This is a genomic window from Zafaria cholistanensis (assembly GCF_008580665.1).
Taxonomy (GTDB): Bacteria; Actinomycetota; Actinomycetes; order Actinomycetales; family Micrococcaceae; genus Zafaria; species Zafaria cholistanensis.
In genome coordinates this window covers 61,910-78,373 of sequence record NZ_BKDJ01000006.1, presented here as the reverse complement: position 1 = coordinate 78,373, position 16,464 = coordinate 61,910, and the positions used below count along the sequence as shown (strand labels likewise).

Sequence of the window (16,464 nt, the reverse complement as noted above, 5' to 3'; positions counted from 1 at the left end):
GGGGGCATGCGGATTCTGGTGGCCGGAGGAACGGGAGTGCTCGGCACCCGGGTGGTCGAACTGTTGCGCAGCCGCGGGGACGAGGTGTCGGTGCTGACCCGCCGTGAGGGGATCCCCGGTGGCGTAGCCGGGGACCTGGCCACGGGAGCGGGGCTGGATGCCGCGTGCGTGGGTGCCGACGCCGTCATCCACCTCGCCACGGGCTCCACCCCCGCGGGCTGGCAGGAGGTGGACGTTGAAGGCACCCGCCGGCTGGCCGAGGCAGCCACCCGGCAACACGTGGGCCATTTCCTGTACATCTCCATCCTTGGAGTGGACCGCATCCCGTACGCCTACTACCGGGCCAAGGCGGAGGGCGAACAGGAAGTCCTCCGGGCCGGAGTGCCATGGACGGTACTGCGGCTGGGACAGTTCCACGAACTGCTGGACACGTTCCTGCGCGTGGTGGCGGCGGTGCCTGTCGTCTTTGTGCCGCGCGGGCTCGCCGTGCAGCCGCTGGCCGCCGCGGACGCCGCCAGGGTCGTCGTGGCCGCGCTCGACGCCGGTCCCCGGCAGCGCATCCTGGGAGCCGGCGGCCCGCAGATCCTCACGGCCAAGGACGCCGCCGAGCAGTGGCTGGCCGCCCGGCGCGCTGCCGGAGGCCGCGGCGGATCCGTGGTCGAACTCCCCCTTCCGGGCCGCTTGATGCGCGCCTTCCGGGCCGGGCATAACCTGATGCCGGCCTCGATGCAGCCGGGCACCGCGTTTGGGGACTGGGCCCGCGAACGGTTTGCCGCAGGGACCGGTCCCGCCTACCGGAGGTAAACCGAGGGGTCCCCGGCCGGACGCATCCCTCCCGGCCGGATTTCCGGCCCGGCGCCCGGTGGAGGCCGGGACCTACCGGTCCCACCCCCGGGATACCGGCGGGACCACTTCTCCCAGCGGGGTGCGGATCCAGCGCTGCCCTGTTTCGCGGAACTCCGCCCGCGTCGCAAACCGGTACAGGAACGCCCGCGCCCGCACCCAGGCCGGGCGCTCGCCGGCGAACGGGTCCTCCCGCAGCAGCCGCAGGACCGCCGGGTCGGCGGCCAGCAGGCGGCTCAGGAACACGTGGAACCAGCGCTCGTGCACCGAACGCAGGGGCAGGAACCACATGAGCCAGTCCAGCCGCAGGTGGTACGGGGCCCACTGGCGGGGTATCCGCCGCACGTCCCCCGGCTTGCCCTTGAACCCGTATTCGCGCCACTCGGCAGTGTTATCAGGGTCCGCGTCCAGGGTGCCCTCAACGATGATCTCGATCCGCTCCTTGGTCACGGTCCCGAAGGCGCCATAGGCGTTGACCAGCTGCCAGCGGTTGAAGGCGGCATTCATGAGCTGGTGACGCGAGAAGAGGTTCAGCAGCGGCCGGTAGCTGAGCACCAGCAGCAGCACCGTTACCGCGGAAACCAGGACAACCCACCACAGCGGGGACTCCGCGCCCGCTTCCTGCCCTAACGGGATCACCGGGAACACGGAGTGCGCCACTCTGTCGCTGACCGCGCTGAAGGCAAGCACGATCGCCATCCAGTTCAGCCAGGCGAAGTTCCCCGTGGCTATCAGCCACAGCTGGGTCACCACGATGACGCCCGCGGCGATGCTCGCCACCGGTTGCGGCGCGAAAAGCAGGAAGGGCACCACCAGCTGCGCGAAGTGGTTGCCGGCCACCTCCACCCGGTGCAGCGGTTTCGGCAGCAGGTGGGCCTGCCGGCTGAGCGGGCCCGGCATGGGCTGGGTCTCGTGATGGTAGTAGAGGGCCGTGAAGTCCCGCCATTCCCTGCCGCCGCGGATCTTGATCATCCCGGCCCCGAATTCCAGCCGGAACACCAGCCAGATGGCCAGCAGCATTATGGGGGCCGGCGGGGGCACGCGGTTGGAACCGAGGAAGGCTGCGAGGAACCCGGCCTCCAGCAGCAGCATCTCCCAGCCGAAGCCATAGAAGGTGTGCCCGACATTGACGATGGACATGTAGAGCCCCCACAGCAGCAGGAACGCGGCCATGGGCACCCAGGGGGGACCCGTTTGGGGCAGGCCCGCCACCAGCAGTGCGGAGACGGCCAGGCCCGTCCAGCACATCGCGCGCAGCCGCCGGTCGGTGTATCGCCAGCGGGTGAACAGGGTGGGACGGGGACGCTGTCCGCTTTGGGCTGCCCGCTCGAGGTAGCGGGGTACCGGCAGCAGGCCGTGCTCGCCGAGCAGTGCGGGGAACTGGTTCAGCGTGGACAGGAACGCGACAAAGTACAGCGCTGCGATGCCGCGCTGCAGCACCTGCCGGGCGAACTCACGGTCCGTGGCGTTGAACCAGTTCGCGTCGAACCAGAGGATCCAGTCCACGCCTCCACGCTACGCCGGAAGCGGCGTCCGGTCACCTGCTGGGACGGCGGATCCGTCGTTCCACCCGGCGCGGGGAAGCCGGGTATGCTGCGCGGCGGCGAAGCCGATTTGAGCGGGCCTGCCCCCGCGCATTAGCCCTTGGGGACCGGCGGGCCAACGGCCAGCAGGACGGCGGTGGCCGCGGCGACCAGCACGGCGCCGGCCACGGAGGCGGCCACGGGCCGGCGCAGGCAGAGGGCCTGGAGCTTCTCCACCGGTCCGGCGGGCTGCTCGCCCCCGGGCGCCAGCCGCCATCCGCCCTCCAGCAGTCCCCGCCGCGCGGTAGCCCGCTCGAACGGGAGCGTGGCGAAGGGGATGACGGCCGAGGCCAGGCCCAGCAGGCCGCGCGCAAAACCCCAGCGCTGGTTGACCCATACGAACACCGTCACCACGCAGTAGGCCAGGAAGACCACGCCATGCGCCAGCCCGAAGACCGGCACCAGGGCCTCGGTAGTGCCCGAGTACTTCAGCACCATGCCCAGGATCAGCAGGGCCCACGTGACCATTTCCGCCAGCGCCAGGGCGCCGTAGAGCTTTTTGGGAGTAACCCCGGAAGGGCTGGGGGGCGGGGAGGGGCGGGCCTCGGTCATGGCGGTCCTTCGGTCGGTGGCGCAACGGGTATTGGACGAGGGGGCAGTAGACAGGCGGGCAAGGAGTAGGCAGGCAGGAGTAGGCCGGCAAGCAGCGGACAGGCGGTCAGGGAGGCGGGGGACTCCGGTGATAGCCTAACCGGCAGGAATCCACCTTTCCCCGGACGAGGGAGCCGTACCCGGACCACGACAAGACGGCCGCGGAAGGGACGGGTGTGCCATGGCGTGGGCCGTGTTGGTGGTATCGGGGCTGCTGGAGGCCGTATGGGCGGTGGCCTTGGGCAAGTCGGAGGGGTTCACCCGCTGGGTGCCCACCGCCGTGTTCGGAGTGTGCGTGGTCCTGAGCATGGCCGGGCTGGCATATGCCATGCGAAGCATATCCACGGGCACCGCCTACGCCGTGTGGGTGGGCATCGGGGCGTCCTTGACGGTGGCCTACGGAATGGCTTTCGGCGGTGATGCCGTCAGTTGGCCCAAGATTGTCCTGATCACGGTCCTGATCGGGTGCGTGGTGGGCCTGAAATTCGTCGAGTGACCTTCCCGCGCGGCCGCTGGGCCCCGTCCGGGCGGCTCCTGGGGCCGGTGGGGGACAGGTGGCGGGCTAGCGCCAGCGGGTGGTCATGAAGAAGCCCACCATCGCCAGGCCAAAGCCGATCACAATATTCCAGCCGCCGGCCGTGACCAGCGGCAGTACACCCTGGGAAATGTAGTAGACCATGATCCAGAGCAGGCCCAGGAGCATCAGGCCGAACATCACCGGCTTGTACCAAACCGGCAGCGGCCTGTAGTCGGCCTGGCCGGAGCCCTCCTCGGGCCGGCGGTTCTTGCGGCGGGTCTTGGACTCTGGCACGGCTTCTCCTGCGCTCGGGCGCCGGCGACATCCGCTGAAATGCGGGTCGGGCGATATTGTGGCTGGTGGGGCCGGCCCGGATCGTACCGGCACGCTCCCTGTCAACATCTCAATAGTAGCCGCTGGGTCCCCTATGCCCCGGGCGGCGGCGCGGAAGGAACCTGGAATGCCCAAAGTGGCCCAAGGCACCGGCATGCCGGCGGGTGCCCCGCCCCGCGGTTCGCGGCGTGGACCCCTGTCCGCCGCCGTCGGGGTGTTTGGCGAACTGTTCCTGACCGCCGGCGTCGTGCTGCTGCTCTTTGTCGCCTGGCAGCTCTGGTGGACGAACCTTGACGCCGGGCGCACCCAGGAAGCGGCCGTGGAACACGCCCTGGAAGGATTCTCCGCAGGCCCGCCGGCCGAGCCCGCCGAGGGCCCGGCCTTGGAGGGAGACACGTTTGCGGTGCTGTACGTTCCCCGCTTCGGCGAGGACTTCGCGCGGCCGGTCGCTGCCGGCGTCGGACTGGACGTGCTCAACACGCTGGGTATTGGCCACTACCCGGAAACGCAGATGCCGGGGGAGAAGGGCAACTTTGCGGTCGCCGCCCACCGGCAGACGTACGGGGAAGCGTTCCGGGACATCCACAAGCTTCGGGAGGGCGACCTGGTCTACGTCCAGACCGCCAAGGGCTTCTATACCTATGCCTACCGGAGCACGCAGATCGTCCACCCCTCCAGCTCAGAGGTCCTGGCTCCGGTGCCCGGCAGGCCGGGGAAGGAACCCTCGGAGGCCGTGCTGACCATGACCAGCTGCGACCCGCCCTTCACCACCAAGATGCGGATCATCGCCGTCTCCGTGCTGGAATCGTTCACTCCTGCCGCGGATGGCCCGCCGGTGGCCATCGCCGACACCGTAGCCCAGGCGCGGAAGTAAGGGAGCACTAAATGTACGCCTGGATTTTCCGCCACCTGCCCGGACCGCTGTGGCTCCGCCTGCTCATTTCCGTCCTGCTCGTTGGGTTGGTCATACTGGTTCTGATGGAATACGTGTTCCCGTGGGCGAACCAGTTCGTTCCCTGGACCGACTCGACGATTGGCATGGTGCTCCCGCGATGACCGCCCCCACCCGGATCCTGGTGATCGACAACTACGACAGCTTCGTCTACACGCTGGTCGGCTACCTGCAGGAACTCGGCGCCGAAACCACCGTGGTCCGCAACGACGACGTCACGCTGGCCGAGGCGATCGAGCTGGCCGCCGCCCGCGACGGCGTCCTGATCTCCCCCGGCCCGGGCAACCCGTCCGAGGCCGGCGTATGCATCGACCTGATCAAGTGGTGCGGAACGCACGCCAAGCCCCTGCTGGGAGTGTGCCTGGGCCACCAGGCCATTGCCGAGGCCTACGGCGGAGTCGTCACCCACGCCGAGGAACTCATGCACGGCAAGACCTCGCTGGTGCACCACGGCTCCCACCCGATCTTCCGCGACGTGGCGAACCCGTTTACGGCCACGCGCTACCACTCCCTGGCCGCCGTGCGCGGATCCATCCCCGAAGAGCTGGAGATTACTGCGGAGACCGAGGGCGGCGTCGTCATGGGCCTGGCGCACCACGAGGCTCCGCTGTGGGGCGTGCAGTTCCACCCCGAATCCGTGCTCACCGAAGGCGGCTACCGGATGCTCGGCAACTGGCTGGAGTCCCTGGGCCTGGCCGGCGCGGCCCGGGCCGCAGCCACCCTAAGCCCGCTCATCAAGCAGTAGTCCCCTCCGGGCGGCTAGTCCCGCCGACCGTTGCCATTTCCTTGGCCGTTGCCCGAATTGCCGGAGCCGTTGCCTGAATTGCCGTTGCCGTTACCGTTGCCCGAATTGCCGTTGCCCGAATTGCCGGAGCCTGAATTATCGGAGCTGCCGGAGCCTTCCGGGCCGGACGGGTCCGGCTCCTGCGCGGCCGGGGCAGCGGCGACGGTGGCCACGACCGTGCTGCCCGGCTCCACGTCGCTGCCGGGGGCCTGTTCCTGGCGGATGATCGTGCCCGGTTCCACCAGCGAGTTCTCTTCCCGGCGGACCTCCAGGTTCAGCTGCACGGCGTCGTCGGCGAGGGCTGCACGGGCGCTCTCCTCGGTCATGTCGATCAGCCGCGGGACGGTGACCTTCCCCGTGGAGAACGTCAGGTCCACCGTGCTGCCGGCCTTGACCTCCTCGCCAAGTCCAGGGTTCGTGCCCACCAGCCGGTCCCGCGGAACGGTCGCGGAGTTGTCGTGGGACACCTCCCCCACCAGCAGCCCCAGGTCGGTGAGCACGCGCTCCACCGAGGCTTCGCTCTGGCCGGCCAGGTCCTTGGGCAGCCGCACCTGCTCGGGCCCCATGGAGATCAGCAGCCGCACCTCGGAATCCACCCGCAGTTGCTCGCCCGCCAGGGGCTTGGTGCCCACGGCAAGGTCCTTCGGGACGGTATCGTCGAACACCTGCTCGGTGAGCGGGCGCAGGTCGACCGCGATCAGGGCGTTCTGCGCCTGCGTGAGGGTCATGTTGGCGACCTCCGGTACTGCGACGGTCGCGTTGCGCGCCCGTTCCTCCTGGCTCCAGTTCCACAGCAGCCAGCCACCGGTGCCCAGCACCACCACCACGGCCAATGCCAGGACCGTGATCCAGGCCCGCTTGCGGGCGCCGTCGCCGTGGTCCTGGCCGTCGCGGTCCTGGCCGTCGCGGTCCTGGCCGTCGCGGTCCTGGCCGTCGCGGTCCTGGCCGCCGCGCCGCGACGGGAGGGCTGGTTCGGCGTGTTCCACCGCGTATTGGTCCCCGTAGAACCCGTCGGACAGGAGATCCGCGGAGAGGGCATTCCCGGAGAAGTCATCTGCGGACAGGTCATCTACGGACAGGGCATTTGGGGGCAGGCCATCTGAGGACAGGCCATCTGAGGACAGGGCCGCAACGGGCATCGTGGCGGACAGGAGGTCCCCGTGCTCCCCGTGCTCCCCGGCGTCCCGGTGCTGCTGGGGCCCATGGGCGCGCGTGGGCGGCCCGTCCTGCACCGCGAAGGCGGCGGTGGCGTCGTCATCCTCCGTGCCCGAGGCCGGCGGAGGCGTCATGGCCAGCGCCTGGGTGGCGGCCTCCGGGCCGTGGGCGGCCCGGGCGGCCGCAAGGGCCGCGGCGAAATCGGCGGCGCCCTGGTAGCGGTCCTCCCGGTCCTTCCGCAGGGCCCGCTCGACGACGGCGTCCAGCGCGGCGGGAACGTCCGGGTTCAGTTCGCCGGGCAACGGGGCCTGCTCGCTCACGTGCTGGTAGGCAACGGACAGGGGACTGTCGCCGATGAACGGCGGCCGGCCGGTGAGCAGCTCGAAGAGCAGGCATCCGGCGGAGTAAAGGTCGCTGCGGGCGTCCGCGGACTCGCCGCGGGCCTGCTCGGGGGAGAAGTACTGGGCGGTGCCCACCACGGTTTGGGTCTGCGTCATGGTGGCTCCGGCGTCGGCCAGCGCCCGCGCAATGCCGAAGTCCATCACCTTGACGCGCCCGTCCGGGGTGACCATGACGTTCGCCGGCTTGATGTCCCGGTGGACGATCCCCTTACGGTGGCTGTAGGCCAGCGCGTCCAGCACGTCCAGGGTGTGGCGGCAGGCCGACTCGACGGTAATTTCCCCGGCCCGGAGCAGCTCCCGCAGGGTGCGGCCCTCGACGTACTCCATCACGATGAACGGCGCGGCCAGGCCCTCCCCGGAAACCTCCGGGAGCGGTTCCTCGCCGGTGTCGTAGACCGCGACGATCGAGGGATGGTTCAGCCCGGCCACGGCCTGGGCCTCGCGGCGGAACCGGGCCTGGAACATGGGATCCCGGGCCAGGTCGGGGCGCAGCAGCTTGATGGCGACCTCGCGCCCCAGGCGAAGGTCGCGTCCGCGGTGGACATCGGCCATGCCGCCGCGGCCGATCAGCGCACCGACCTCGTAGCGGCCGTCGAGGATCCGGGGACCGGCCACGGAGGGACGCCCTTCCAGGCTCACCGGTTCCCGGCCGGGGAGGACGTGGCCGGGCTCGGCGTGGCGGGCTCACTGGACGGCGGAGCCTCGGTCTCCTCCGGGCCGGTGGAGACGGTGTACTCGACCGGGAAGCCGCGGGCAACGCCGTCGCCCTCCTCCGGCCTCACCGAGACGACGCGGCCCTCAGGGACGGTCTCGCTGGGCACGAATCCCGCCCGCACCGGGCGCAGGCCCGCGTTCTCCAGCTTGGAGCGGACGCTGGCCTCGGTCGCGCCCACCAGGCCGGAAGGCACGGACACGCTGGTGCTGGGGACCGCGTAGGTGACGGTGACAGTGTCGCCGCGGGCCAGCGTGCCGGCAGGGGAGACGTCAAGCACGGTGTTTTCCGCCTGGGTGCTTTCATCCGGAACCGCGTTGACCCGCAGCCCCAAAGCCTCCAGCTCCTGGCGCACGGTGCCCAGCGGTCGGCCACGGTACTCGTTCGCGGAAATCACGATCGCCGCGGGGGCGGAGGAGGTCGTTGGACGGGCGGAGGAGCTGGAGGGGGTCGGGGACGCCGAGGAGCTGGTGGCGGTCGGGGTCGGGGACGCCGTCGTGGGGACCGGGGTCTGCACCGGCTCCTCGCGGCCCCCGGTCAGCAGCGGCGCCAGCCACACACCCAGGGCTGCCAGCAGCACCAGCGCGACGAGCGCCAGCAGCGGCCACGTCCACGGACTGCGCTTGCGGACGCCGCGGTCCCCCCGGCCGCCGCGTTCGGCCGGGGCCGGGGCTCCGCCGTCGTACTCGTCCTCGTCGTCATCCGGCGTCCAGGCGCGGCTTGCGCCCAGCAGCGAATCGAAACCGTCCCCGCCTGCCCCGGCGGAAGGGGTCGCGGTGGTGGGCGGGGCGGCCATCGGGGTGGCGACGGTAGGCAGCGCGCTGGTGGGCGGGGCGGCCGCGCCGGTGGCGGACGGCTGCGCACGCGTGGCGGCGTCGGTGTACGGGACTGCCTCCGTGGCTGCGGTGTCCGGGGCGCCAGTGCCGACCAGCAGCATGCCCGGCACCGCGGCCTGGGCGGCCTCGATGTTGCCGGCGCGGAGGGCGTCCGCGGCCTCGGCCAGCTTGGTGGCATCGGCCGGGCGCTCGGCCGGGTTCTTGGCCAGCATCGACATGATCAGGGCGCGCACCGGGGCCGGGATGGACTCGGGCAGCGGGGGAGGGGTGTCATTGACCTGGGCCAGCGCGATCGCGATCTGCGACTCGCCCGTGAAGGGCCGGCGGCCGGCCAGGCACTCGTAACCGATCACGCCGAGCGAGTAGATGTCGCTGACGCCGGTGGCCTGCTGGCCGGTGGCCTGCTCCGGGGCCAGGTACTGGGCGGTGCCCATGACCTGCCCGGTTGCGGTCAGCGGAACCTGGTCGGCCAGGCGGGCGATGCCGAAGTCGGTGATCTTCACCTTGCCGTCCGGCAGGATCAGCAGGTTGCCCGGCTTCACGTCGCGGTGCACCAGGCCCTGCGCGTGGGCCACGGCCAAAGCCTTGGCGGTCTGGCTGATGATGGACAGCGTCCGGTCGGGGGAGAGCACGCGCTCGCGCTCGATGATGGCGGACAGCGGCGGGCCGGGCACCAGTTCCATGACCAGGTAGGCCGAACCCTCCTCCTCGCCGTAGTCGAACACGTTGGCGATGCCATTGTGGTTCAGCAGCGCGGTGTGGCGTGCCTCCGCCCGGAACCGCTGGAGGAAGCCCGGATCGCCGGTGTACTCCTCCTTGAGGATCTTGATGGCGACGGTGCGGCCCAGGATCTCATCGCGTGCCTTCCACACCTCACCCATGCCGCCAATGGCAATACGGTCGGTCAGTTGGAACCGTCCGCCCAGGGTGATTCCGGATGTTGGCCTCACTTGTTGAACACCGCCTCTAGGATCTTCTTCATGCTCGGGCCGGTCAGGTTGTGACCGGTGTTGTAATCGACTTTCTCAATGACCACGGTGACCGCGACCTGTGGGTCGTTGGCCGGGGCGAACCCCGTGATCCATGAGTTGACCTTGCCGGTGTTGCCGATCTGCGCGGTGCCGGTCTTGGCCGCGATCTCCAGGCCCGGGATTTGGGCGCTCATCGCGGTGCCGCTCTGGACGGGTCCGAGCATCAGCTCGGTGACCTGGTCCGCGACCTCCTTGGAGGTCGCGGTGCTGAACTGCTCCGGCTGCGGATCCTCGAGGACGCGCAGGTCCGAGGCTACGACCTGCTTGATGAGGTTCGGCTTCATGATGACGCCGTCATTGGCGATGCCCATGGCCACCATGTTCATCTGCAGCGGGGTCGCCTTGACGTCGAACTGGCCGATCGCGGACTGCGCCAGCTGGGCGGCGGACATGTCGGCCGGGAACACGCTGGGCGTCACCCGCAGCGGGACCTGCAGCTGCTGGCCGAAGCCGAAGCGCTCCGTGACATCGCGCAGCGCGTCCTGGCCCACCGCCTGGCTGATCTCCACGAACGGGGTGTTGCAGCTCTGCGCGACGATGAAGGACAGCTTCGCCCGCGACTGGCCGGAGCAGATGCCCTGCTCGAAGTTGCCCAGCGGGGTCCTGGTGCCCGGCAGGATCACGGAGTTGGGGTTGTCGATCACCGTGTCCAGGTCGTACTTGCCGGATTCGAGGGCGGCCACCACATCGAGGATCTTGAACGTCGAGCCCGGGGGAATCAGGTGTCCGATCGCGGGGTTGATGTTCGGGCTCAGGCCCGTCGTCTCCAGGATCTTGTCCATGTTGGTGGTGGCCTGGGCGCCGGAGACCACGGCGAGCTTGTTCGTGTCGTAGCTGGGCTTGGAGGCCATGGCCAGGATGTCGCCGGTCTTGGGGTTGGACACGATGACGGTGCCCTGGACCCCGTCCGGCAGCACGTTGTAGGCGGTCTCCTGCAGCTTCGGGTCGATGGTCAGTTCCACCGAGGCGCCGTCGTTGGTGCCTCCGGAGAGCATGTTCACCAGCCGGTCGTAGAACTGGCTGTCGCTCTGCCCGGTCAGTTCGGCGTTCATCACGGATTCGAGGTGCTTGGACCCGAAGGTCAGCGAGTAGAAGCCGGTCAGGTGCGAATACAGTTCCGGGTCGTGGTAGACGCGCTGGAACTTGAAGTCGCCGTCGGACTCCACCGACTCGGCCACCGGCTTGCCGTCCACCAGGATGGCCCCGCGCGGGAGGTCGAAGTCACGGTACAGCTGGCGGTTGTTCAGCGCGTTGGCGTTCAGGTCCTCGGAAGCGAAGAACTGGATGTAGGTCAGGGACCCCATGATCGCGGTGAAGAACACCAGGATGGCGATCCAGACGTTGCGGATGGCCTGGTTCATCGGGCGTCCTCCTGGGTGGCCGGGGCGGCCTGCGGCCGGCGTCCGGGCGCGGTGCCCGCCTTTTCGGGTTCGGTGAGGGGTCCGACGGCGGCCGGGCGGCGGGCGCCGTGGGAGACCAGCAGCAGCAGGGCCACGATGATCCAGTTGGACAGCAGCGAGGAGCCGCCGGCCGCCAGGAACGGGGTGGTCAGGCCGGTGAGCGGGATGAGCCGGGTGACCCCGCCCATCACCACGAAGCACTGCAGGCCGATCGTGAAGGACAGTCCGGCCGCCAGCAGCTTGCCGAAGGCGTCCCGGGTGCCGAGCGCGGCGCGGATGCCGCGGCTGACCAGCACCACGTACAGCAGCACGACGGCGGTGATGCCGAACAGGCCCAGTTCCTCGCCCAGTGCGGCCACGATCATGTCGCTGTTGGCATAGGTGATCAGGTCCGGGCGCCCGTTGCCGAGGCCGGTGCCGAACAGGCCGCCGTTGCCGAGGCCGAACAGGCCCTGGACGATCTGGAAGCTGCCGCCGGCGCGGTTGTACACCTCGGGGTCGAAGGCGTTGAGCCAGGCGTCGATGCGGCGGGTGACGTGGGACATGAACTGGGAGGCCAGCAGGCCGCCGACCGCCACGAAGGCCAGGCCGATCACGATCCAGCTGATCCGGCCGGTGGCGACGTAGATCATCACCATGAAGAGGCCGAAGAACAGGATCGAGGATCCGAGGTCGCGCTGGAAGACCAGCACGCCGATGCTGACCAGCCAGGCGACGATCATCGGGCCCAGGTCGCGGTAGCGCGGCAGCTGCAGGGGTCCGAGCTTGCGTCCGGCCAGCAGGATCAGGTCGCGGTTGCTGGAGAGGTAGCCGGCGAAGAAGATCGCCAGGGTGATCTTCGCGATTTCCCCGGGCTGGAAGGAAAACGGTCCCAGGCCCACCCAGATGCGCGCCCCGTTGATCTCCCGCCCCAGGCCCGGGATCAGGGGAAGGACCAGCAGGAATGCGCTCAGCGCCAGGAAGATGTAGGTGGCCCGGCGCAGGATGCGGTGGTCCCGCACGGCCCACAGCGTGATGATCGCAGCCGCCACGGCGATGCCGGTCCAGAGCAGCTGGCGCGAGGCCGCGTTGTCCCCGGTTGCGTTGTCGATCCGGTGGATCATCGCCAGGCCGAGGCCGTTCAGGGCAACGACCACGGGAAGGATGATCGGGTCGGCATACTTTGCCCAGATGCGCAGGACGGCATGGACGGCCAGCGCCATGCAGGCCAAAGCCACGCTTTGGGTGAACCACTTCTGCTCAATGCCGGACTCGTTGCTGAGGCTGACAAGATAGTTTGCGCCCGTTACGACGGCGAGGGCCAGCGCCAGCAGGCCCAGTTCGAGGTTCCGGCGGGGGACGGGGGCTGTCGTGACGTCGCTCACGGGGCCTCCTCCTTGCAGTAGGACGGAAGGTCCGCGGGTGGGGCCTCGCCGTCGGCGGGAACCACCACGGGGCAGGATTGCTTGGCGGTGATCAGCAGTTCCCCCACGATCCGCTGGGCGTGCTCAAGGTCCCTGGCGGCCAGCGAACCGGTCAGGCGCTGCTGGGTGTAGGCGGGCAGCACGCTGAGCGGGATGTCAGTGACCGTGTCCACGTGGGAGAGCTTGATCGGGCCCAGGTCCTGGGAGACGCCGTTGAAGATCGCCACCCGGCCGTTGTAGTTGCCGACGAAGTACTGGGTCTGCGTCCACATGTAGCCCAGGGTGAGCACCGAGGCCAGGATCAGGGCCATCATGCCCAGGAAGGCCGGCACCAGCCAGCGGCGGATGCGCCGGCGGGCAGGAGGTTCCTCGGGGGATTCGGACTCGGCGGCCACCGGCGGCGGCGCCTTGTGCGTCAGGATGGCGGCGGCGCGCCGCTGGGCCGAACGCTGCGTCACGATGGGGATCTGCCCGGTTTCGGTGGCCAGGGCCGCGGCGCCCACGAGGACGTGCGGGCGGTTGGACATCTCATGGCGCAGGACGGCGGCGCTGGCCTGGAGGTCTCCTTCACGGGCAACCTCAAGCTGGCCGGTGTCCGGAGCCTCGACCTCGGCGGGAGGCGGCAAGGCGGCGCCGTCGTCTTCCGCGACCTCCACCACCACGATGGTGACGTTGTCCGGGGAGCCGTTCGCGAGGGTCGTTTCGATGAGGTCGTCGACGGTCTGCTGCAGGGATTCGGTGCCGCGCATGATCTGTTCGGTGACGGCTTCGGGAACCACCGCGTTCAGCCCGTCGGAGCACAGCAGCCAGCGTTCGCCCGGCTCCACCGGGTACTGCGCAATGTCCAGTTCCGGACTGGCGTCGGAGTCGCCGAGCACGCGCATCAGCACGTTCTTGTGCGGGTGGGTCTCGGCTTCCTCGGGGCGCAGGCGTCCTTCGTCGATCAGGTGTTGGACGAAGGTGTGGTCCTTGCTGACCTGCTCGAACACGCCGTTCTTGAGCCGGTACGCCCGCGAATCCCCAATGTGGGCATATTGGAACACGTTGCCGGTGAGCAGGACTGCGGTCACCGTGGTGCCCATTCCGGAGAGCTTGGGGTTGGCGCTGACCAGCTCGTTCAGGATGGAGTTGGCGGTCTGGATCTCGTCGGGAAGGACGGTTTCGGCATCGCCCTCCACGGGGCGGTCCAGGTGGACCAGGTCCAGGACGGTGGAGGCGGAGGCCACGTCGCCGCCGACATGTCCGCCCATGCCGTCCGCCACGACGGCAAGGTAGTTGCCGGCATAGGCGGAGTCGTCGTTCTTGGAGCGGACCTTCCCGACGTCGGACCGCGCCGCGAAACGCAGGATCAGGGCCATGACTAGGGCCTCAGCTCCATAATCGTCTTGCCGATCCGGATCTTCTGCCCCAGCTCGACCGGCTGCGCGCGGGTCAACTGCACCTCGCCCAGGAAGGTGCCGTTGGTTGAGCCCAGATCCTCGATGAACCAGCGGCTGCCCTGCGGGAACAGCCGGGCGTGGCGGCCCGAGGCGTAGTCGTCCTCAAGCACCAGGGTGGCCTCCTGCGCGCGTCCCAGCAGGATCGGGCTGGCGGCCAGCTCCAGGGTGGTTCCCGCCTGCGCGCCGCCCACGACGGCCAGGGTCCGGGCGGATTGCTTGGCCGGGGGAGCCGGTTCCGGGGCGAGGTCCGGGTTCTTGCGCACCTCGCGGGCACTGGGCGCGCCGGCGCGGACCTTCTTGCCGACGCTGAGGTCGCGGCGCAGGGCGGCGACGACGCTGAGGATGAGGACCCAGAGCAGGATCAGGAAGCCAAGTCGCAGGGCGGTGAGGACGAGTTCGCTCATGGGCGGCCTCCGGAGCGTTGGGGCAGCAGGCGGAACGTGATCCGGGTCCGGCCCATCGCAATGATGGAGCCGTCGAACAGTTCCTCGCGTCCGGCCACCCTTTGGCCGTTGACGTAGCTGCCGTTGGTGGAACCGAGGTCGACCGCCCACACGGAACCGCCTTCGCGGACGATTTCCAGATGGCGGCGGGAAACCCCGGGGTCATCGATCAGGATGTCGGCGTCGCCGGAGCGGCCCAGGATGATCGAATCGGCATTGAGTGCGTAGCGCTGCCCGTTGATATCCAGGACAGGCTGCAGCTGCGCGGGCTGGCGGGCGGGAGCGGCCGGGGCGGGGGGAGCGGCGGGGGCCTCCGAGGCGCTGTCCCGGGCCATGTCCGCATCGATGGTGAAGTGCCCGGGCTTGAGCTCGGGATCCTTGTGGAAAGAGACGCGGACGGCTCCCTGCAGCGTGTACTGCTGGCTCTTGGCATGCTTGAGCGCAACGGTGCACAGCTCCTCCGCCAAGGTGGGCCCCCACTGGCGCACCCGCGCGAAGTCGTCGGCGCTGAGGCGAACCGTAAAACTGTTGGGCGCCAGGGTGCGGCCCTCGGACAGGCCCAAGGTCTTGGCGTCCATTTCATTACGCAGGCGGCTGGCGATCTCCACCGGCTTGACGTCGCTGGATCCGGATCCCCGGAAAACGCTGGTCACCAGCTTCTCCAGGCCGCGCTCAACATTGTCGACGAGACCCATCGGCGCTGCTCCTCTCCTGGTCTTCACATCCGCGGTTGGCGCCCCGGAGCATCGCACTGCGGAGCGCGGGCCGGGTGGCCCGTGCCTTCCCGATACTACTTGGATTGCCTTGGAATGGGCCGAGGCCCCTACGCAGCCGGCCCCTGATCCAACGAGCCCGAGCCCCGAAAGGTTGCCAAAAAGTGAGGCCAAACACAAAGGCGGAGGCCGATTTGGCATCTGCGGTCAAGACGTGGTTAGATTATTTCCGTTGTTCGGGGGAAACCCGCGAACAAGTGAAATGCGCGAGTGGCGGAATTGGCAGACGCGCTGGCTTCAGGTGCCAGTGCCCGCAAGGGCGTGGGGGTTCAAGTCCCCCCTCGCGCACAGAGGGATGTTTGTGAAACTCAGGGTACTGGGTTTGCGAAACTCCCGACGTGCGTAGGAAGAACCGGTTGTCCCGAGAGGGGCAGCCGGTTTTTTCGTGTTTTGGGACGTTTCGCAGGGCTCGGGGCGTGCGTGTGGGGGTTTCCGGTGCCCGGTTTACCCTGGTGGGGCTGTCCAGGGTGTTTTTGGGCATGGGTGTGGCTCCGAGGTGTGGTGTTCCTTCGGAGCCGTTGGTGTTTATTCAGTTCGGTGCCGCGCCCGCCCCCGGGGTTGGGGCTGGGGGTCAGGCGGCTTGGGGTGTGTCCGGTGGCGGGGCTGCGGGGTTGGGGGTGTAGGTGCGCAGGTCGTCGCGGGCGGGGGTGCGCGGGGCCCGGCGCTTGCCGGGGAGCTTGGACGGGTTGGTGGCCTCCGGCGCCGGGATGCGGGTTTGTTCGCTGTGCCAGGTGCGGATTTTGAGCAGGTTTGCCGAGACCACGGACAGGGTGGTGAGCAGCAGCTGCTTGGCGTAGCCGCGGACCCGGCGCCGTCCGGGGTTTTCCAGGTCTTCGCGCCCGGCGTCTTTCACGTAGGCGTTGAAGCCTTCGATGCTGTTGCGGGCGTGGGAGTAAAGCTTCTGCCAGCCATCAGTCTTGTATTGGAGTTTCTGGGCGTACTTCGCCCCGGCCGTGGCGGGGAAGGAGGTGCCGGAGGTGTTGGTGCAGATCCGATCCGGCATGGTAGGCGGGGTGAGGACCGGAGTGGTGGGCCGGAACGCGGGCATCCCCAGCCCGGTCCTCTTCCCGCCGGCGGCAGGTTTGGTGGGCCGGAGGCTGCAGGAAAGGTCGGGGTAGGGGCCGGTGGCCGGGCAGCGCCAGCGCGCGGCGCCCTTCTCATCGCGGGTGTCTTTGGGGGTGAGCAGGTACTTGGAGCGTTCGGTAATGCGCTGTTCGTACCGGTCCAGGTCCCCGGTCTGGCGGAACTCGATGGTCGCGTTCACCAAG

16 protein-coding genes, 1 tRNA gene and 1 riboswitch are annotated in these 16,464 nt (G+C 69.3%); of the genes, 6 read left to right on the top strand and 11 right to left on the bottom strand.

Features of this window, described 5'->3' with window-relative positions:
• Positions 1 to 6 precede the first annotated feature (6 nt).
• A complete protein-coding gene (locus tag NCCP_RS07230) occupies positions 7 to 804 on the top strand; it encodes an SDR family oxidoreductase (protein WP_149956575.1) in 798 nt (265 codons plus the stop codon).
• A 72-nt stretch (positions 805 to 876) separates the two neighbouring features.
• Here the strand turns inward: NCCP_RS07230 and NCCP_RS07225 are convergent, their stop codons facing one another.
• Positions 877 to 2,349 carry a lipase maturation factor family protein gene (locus tag NCCP_RS07225; protein WP_149956574.1) on the bottom strand — a complete coding sequence of 491 codons (1,473 nt, stop codon included), beginning with the start codon at positions 2,347 to 2,349 and terminating at the stop codon, positions 877 to 879.
• Positions 2,350 to 2,480: 131 nt separating this feature from the next.
• A complete protein-coding gene (locus NCCP_RS07220) occupies positions 2,481 to 2,978 on the bottom strand; it encodes a DUF3817 domain-containing protein (protein ID WP_149956573.1) in 498 nt (165 codons plus the stop codon).
• 140 nt (positions 2,979 to 3,118) lie between these two features.
• A riboswitch (guanidine-III (ykkC-III) riboswitch) is annotated at positions 3,119 to 3,183 on the top strand.
• A gap of 15 nt (positions 3,184 to 3,198) precedes the next feature.
• Here NCCP_RS07220 and NCCP_RS07215 point away from each other — a divergent pair.
• Positions 3,199 to 3,513, top strand: a complete 315-nt coding sequence (locus NCCP_RS07215) for a DMT family transporter (RefSeq protein ID WP_149956572.1) — start codon at positions 3,199 to 3,201, stop codon at positions 3,511 to 3,513.
• Between the two features lie 66 nt (positions 3,514 to 3,579).
• On the opposite strand, the gene NCCP_RS07210 is transcribed toward NCCP_RS07215, so the two are convergent.
• Entirely contained in the window at positions 3,580 to 3,828 is a 249-nt protein-coding gene (locus tag NCCP_RS07210) for a cell division protein CrgA (protein ID WP_225873736.1), read from the bottom strand.
• 166 nt (positions 3,829 to 3,994) lie between these two features.
• Here NCCP_RS07210 and NCCP_RS07205 point away from each other — a divergent pair, with 166 nt between their 5' ends.
• Genes NCCP_RS07205 through NCCP_RS07200 form a run of 3 tightly spaced genes read left to right on the top strand, consistent with a single transcriptional unit; the run spans position 3,995 to position 5,564 of the window.
• Positions 3,995 to 4,741: a class E sortase gene (locus NCCP_RS07205; protein WP_225873735.1), complete on the top strand. Its 747-nt coding sequence runs from the start codon at positions 3,995 to 3,997 to the stop codon at positions 4,739 to 4,741.
• Between the two features lie 11 nt (positions 4,742 to 4,752).
• On the top strand, positions 4,753 to 4,923 hold the full coding sequence (locus NCCP_RS14950; protein WP_172627327.1) for a hypothetical protein: 171 nt from the start codon (positions 4,753 to 4,755) through the stop codon (positions 4,921 to 4,923).
• Positions 4,920 to 5,564, top strand: a complete 645-nt coding sequence (locus tag NCCP_RS07200; RefSeq protein ID WP_149956570.1) for an anthranilate synthase component II — start codon at positions 4,920 to 4,922, stop codon at positions 5,562 to 5,564. The genes NCCP_RS14950 and NCCP_RS07200 overlap by 4 nt, the downstream gene beginning before the upstream one ends.
• 14 nt (positions 5,565 to 5,578) lie before the next feature.
• Here NCCP_RS07200 and NCCP_RS07195 read toward each other — a convergent pair whose 3' ends face one another.
• From NCCP_RS07195 to NCCP_RS07165, 7 genes are read right to left on the bottom strand one after another with little or no spacing between them, the layout of a single operon-like run.
• Entirely contained in the window at positions 5,579 to 7,774 is a 2,196-nt protein-coding gene (locus tag NCCP_RS07195; protein ID WP_149956569.1) for a protein kinase domain-containing protein, read from the bottom strand.
• A gap of 20 nt (positions 7,775 to 7,794) precedes the next feature.
• Positions 7,795 to 9,657, bottom strand: coding sequence for a protein kinase domain-containing protein (locus NCCP_RS07190; RefSeq protein WP_149956568.1), 1,863 nt, complete (start codon positions 9,655 to 9,657; stop codon positions 7,795 to 7,797).
• Complete coding sequence (locus NCCP_RS07185; RefSeq protein WP_149956567.1) at positions 9,654 to 11,099, bottom strand: peptidoglycan D,D-transpeptidase FtsI family protein; 1,446 nt, start codon at positions 11,097 to 11,099, stop codon at positions 9,654 to 9,656. The genes NCCP_RS07190 and NCCP_RS07185 overlap by 4 nt, the downstream gene beginning before the upstream one ends.
• Entirely contained in the window at positions 11,096 to 12,502 is a 1,407-nt protein-coding gene (locus NCCP_RS07180; RefSeq protein WP_149956566.1) for an FtsW/RodA/SpoVE family cell cycle protein, read from the bottom strand. Before NCCP_RS07180 ends, NCCP_RS07185 begins: the two co-directional genes overlap by 4 nt.
• Positions 12,499 to 13,899, bottom strand: coding sequence for a protein phosphatase 2C domain-containing protein (locus NCCP_RS07175; RefSeq protein ID WP_149956565.1), 1,401 nt, complete (start codon positions 13,897 to 13,899; stop codon positions 12,499 to 12,501). Before NCCP_RS07175 ends, NCCP_RS07180 begins: the two co-directional genes overlap by 4 nt.
• Before the next feature lie 2 nt (positions 13,900 to 13,901).
• Positions 13,902 to 14,384: an FHA domain-containing protein FhaB/FipA gene (locus tag NCCP_RS07170; protein WP_149956564.1), complete on the bottom strand. Its 483-nt coding sequence runs from the start codon at positions 14,382 to 14,384 to the stop codon at positions 13,902 to 13,904.
• A complete protein-coding gene (locus tag NCCP_RS07165; protein WP_149956563.1) occupies positions 14,381 to 15,118 on the bottom strand; it encodes an FhaA domain-containing protein in 738 nt (245 codons plus the stop codon). The genes NCCP_RS07170 and NCCP_RS07165 overlap by 4 nt, the downstream gene beginning before the upstream one ends.
• A gap of 282 nt (positions 15,119 to 15,400) precedes the next feature.
• Between NCCP_RS07165 and NCCP_RS07160 the strand changes: the two genes are divergently transcribed.
• A tRNA-Leu gene (locus tag NCCP_RS07160) sits at positions 15,401 to 15,484 on the top strand.
• 283 nt (positions 15,485 to 15,767) lie between these two features.
• On the opposite strand, the gene NCCP_RS07155 is transcribed toward NCCP_RS07160, so the two are convergent.
• Entirely contained in the window at positions 15,768 to 16,460 is a 693-nt protein-coding gene (locus tag NCCP_RS07155) for a hypothetical protein (RefSeq protein ID WP_149956562.1), read from the bottom strand.
• Between the last annotated feature and the right edge of the window lie 4 nt (positions 16,461 to 16,464).

Excerpts from the sequence above, each read along its gene's own strand:
- NCCP_RS07230 (WP_149956575.1), top strand. The coding sequence starts at position 7 with ATGCGGATTCTGGTGGCCGGAGGAACGGGAGTGCTCGGCACCCGGGTG.
- NCCP_RS07220 (WP_149956573.1), bottom strand. The coding sequence starts at position 2,978 with ATGACCGAGGCCCGCCCCTCCCCGCCCCCCAGCCCTTCCGGGGTTACT.
- NCCP_RS07215 (WP_149956572.1), top strand. The coding sequence starts at position 3,199 with ATGGCGTGGGCCGTGTTGGTGGTATCGGGGCTGCTGGAGGCCGTATGG.
- NCCP_RS07205 (WP_225873735.1), top strand. The coding sequence starts at position 3,995 with ATGCCCAAAGTGGCCCAAGGCACCGGCATGCCGGCGGGTGCCCCGCCC.
- NCCP_RS14950 (WP_172627327.1), top strand. The coding sequence starts at position 4,753 with ATGTACGCCTGGATTTTCCGCCACCTGCCCGGACCGCTGTGGCTCCGC.
- NCCP_RS07200 (WP_149956570.1), top strand. The coding sequence starts at position 4,920 with ATGACCGCCCCCACCCGGATCCTGGTGATCGACAACTACGACAGCTTC.
- NCCP_RS07185 (WP_149956567.1), bottom strand. The coding sequence starts at position 11,099 with ATGAACCAGGCCATCCGCAACGTCTGGATCGCCATCCTGGTGTTCTTC.
- NCCP_RS07175 (WP_149956565.1), bottom strand. The coding sequence starts at position 13,899 with ATGGCCCTGATCCTGCGTTTCGCGGCGCGGTCCGACGTCGGGAAGGTC.
- NCCP_RS07170 (WP_149956564.1), bottom strand. The coding sequence starts at position 14,384 with ATGAGCGAACTCGTCCTCACCGCCCTGCGACTTGGCTTCCTGATCCTG.
- NCCP_RS07165 (WP_149956563.1), bottom strand. The coding sequence starts at position 15,118 with ATGGGTCTCGTCGACAATGTTGAGCGCGGCCTGGAGAAGCTGGTGACC.